This is a genomic window from Streptomyces sp. NPDC057654 (genome assembly GCF_042800135.1).
In the GTDB taxonomy this organism is placed as follows: domain Bacteria; phylum Actinomycetota; class Actinomycetes; order Streptomycetales; family Streptomycetaceae; genus Streptomyces.
Genome location: NZ_JBHVHQ010001167.1, coordinates 1 through 2121, shown reverse-complemented (window position 1 = coordinate 2121; position 2121 = coordinate 1). Strand labels below are relative to the sequence as shown.

Here is a 2121-nt window from a genome sequence, read left to right as displayed (position 1 = left end):
CCGGCGAGGCGCTGCGCCTCGCCCGCGAAGCCGAAGTCGGCGTCGGCCGGCAGTTTCGCGGGCGTCTCGCCGCGCGACACGGCGCGGGCCAGCTCGGGCGCGGCCTGGCGGGCCGTACGGTCGGTGGCCCGGTACGCGGCCCAGTCCGCGAACCCCTCGGACAGCCACAGCGGCGTGGCCGACGAGGTGAACGGGCGGGTGGCCACGTGCGCGGTCTCGTGGGTGAGCACCACCTGGCGGCCGAGCGTGCCCAGGGTCCCGTACGCCTCGGGGTTGACGATCACGCGGTCGGCGGGGGCCGCGCCCGTACTGCCGGACTCACCGGTGGTGACGGCCGCGATGCCGCCGTACGAGGCCGGGGGCGCGCTGAGCAGTCCGGCCATCCGCTCCAGCGAGGCCGGGAGTTCGACCACCACCCGGTGGGCCCACGAGCCGTGCCAGGCCGCGTCCACGGCGGGCACGGCCCGGTCGGCGTCCGCAGCGAGCGCCCGCAGTTTGGCACGGTCCTGGCCGACGCCCAGCACCAGGCTGTGCGCGCCCCGGACGACCGTGACGGGGCCCTGGTCCCAGAGCTGGCTGCCGCCGCTCTCCTCCGCGGCCACGTACCACCGGCCGCCGCGCTCGGCCAGCGTCAGCTTCCGCTCGACGGTGACGGGCGCGGTGTCGTACCCGGCGAGCCGGTAGCGCAGATCGGCCCGTACGGCGAGGCGCTTGCCGCCGCCCGCCGCGGGGGTGAAGCCGCCGGTGCCGCGCACCCGGTACTCCCAGGAGGCCAGCGGCACCTGCGACAGATTGCCGAACACCTTGCGCTGCCGCGCCCGCAGCGCCGTGGCGTCCCGGTCGACGGTGGCGAGATATGTGGTCTCATCCCGCTCCCGGACGGCCGCGGCCCGCCGGTCCAGCATGCGCTGCACGCCCTGCGTGCCGGTGTCGGGTTTCCCGGCGGACCCGCATCCGGCGAGCCCCGGCAGCGCGAGCGCCGCCACCGCCGCCGAGACCGCCGCCCGCCGCCCCACCCGCCACCTCTGAGCTGCCACTCCCCGATCGTAAGGGCGGCAGGAGCTACGGCCGGGTGACCGAGGAGATGGGCATCATGCCGACCGGATCGGTACGGACCGACGCACCGGGGTACGGGGCGTGCACCACCTGTCCGTTGCCCACGTACATGCCGACATGGCTGGCGTCGTCGCGGTACACGACGAGGTCGCCGGGGCGGGCCTGGCTCACCGGCACGTGCTGTCCGGCGTTCCGCTGGGCCTGCGAGGTGCGCGGCAGCGAGACTCCGGCCCGCCCGTACGCCCACTGCATCAGCCCGGAGCAGTCGAAGGAGCCGGGGCCGGACGCGCCCCATACGTACGGGGAGCCCAGCGCGCCGCGTACGGCCGCGACCGCGGCGGCGGCCCGCCCGGACGCGGCGGCGCCGCCCGTGATGTCCGGGAGCGTGGTGGGGCGGGCGGCGGAGCGCGAGGCCCGGTCGTACTCCTGGCGCTGGGCGTCGGACAGCGAGTTGAGCAGTCTGCGCGCGGTGGCGAGCTTCCGCTCGACGTCCTGTTTGTGCTCCTGGACCGCTCTGCGGCTGTCCTCCAGGTCGGCGAGGAACCGGGACGCCTCGACGCGTTCCTGGCCCAGGGCGCGCTGGGCCCCTTGGAGCCTTCGCAGCTGCCCGGCCTGGCGGCCCGAGAGGCGGTCGAGGGTGGCGGCCTTCTCCAGATAGCCGTCCGGGTCGGAGGAGAGCAGCAGGGCGACGCTCGGGTCGATGCCGCCGGAGCGGTACTGGGCGCCGGCGATGGCCCCGAGCGCGGTGCGCATGCGGTTGACGCGCTCCTGGCCGCGGGCCGCGCGGTCCTGGATCCGCGCCACCTGGCCGCGGAGGCGCCCGCTGCGCTCCCCCGCCGCGTTGAACCGCTCGGTGGCCCGCTCGGCCTGCTCGTAGAGCCGGTCCACCTGGGCCTTGACGGTCTTGGCCCGCGCGGTGTGCTCCCGCGGTTCGGCGCCGGCGGGGGTCGCCGCCAGCGCCGCGGCGGCGGTGGCGACGGCCACGGAGACGACGGTGGCCTGAGTAAGCCCGGACTGCGTGGGACGGCGATGGGACGCCACTGGAAGCCGCACTCCCTTCCGCTG

2 protein-coding genes are annotated in these 2121 nt (G+C 76.5%); both read right to left on the bottom strand.

All coding sequences use genetic code 11. From position 1 onward, the window contains the following. On the bottom strand, positions 1-1037 hold a 1037-nt coding region (locus ACFU99_RS41640), incomplete at its 3' end, for a hypothetical protein (protein WP_384403423.1). 25 nt (positions 1038-1062) lie between these two features. Then, complete coding sequence (locus tag ACFU99_RS41635; protein WP_384403426.1) at positions 1063-2097, bottom strand: NlpC/P60 family protein; 1035 nt, start codon at positions 2095-2097, stop codon at positions 1063-1065. Between the last annotated feature and the right edge of the window lie 24 nt (positions 2098-2121).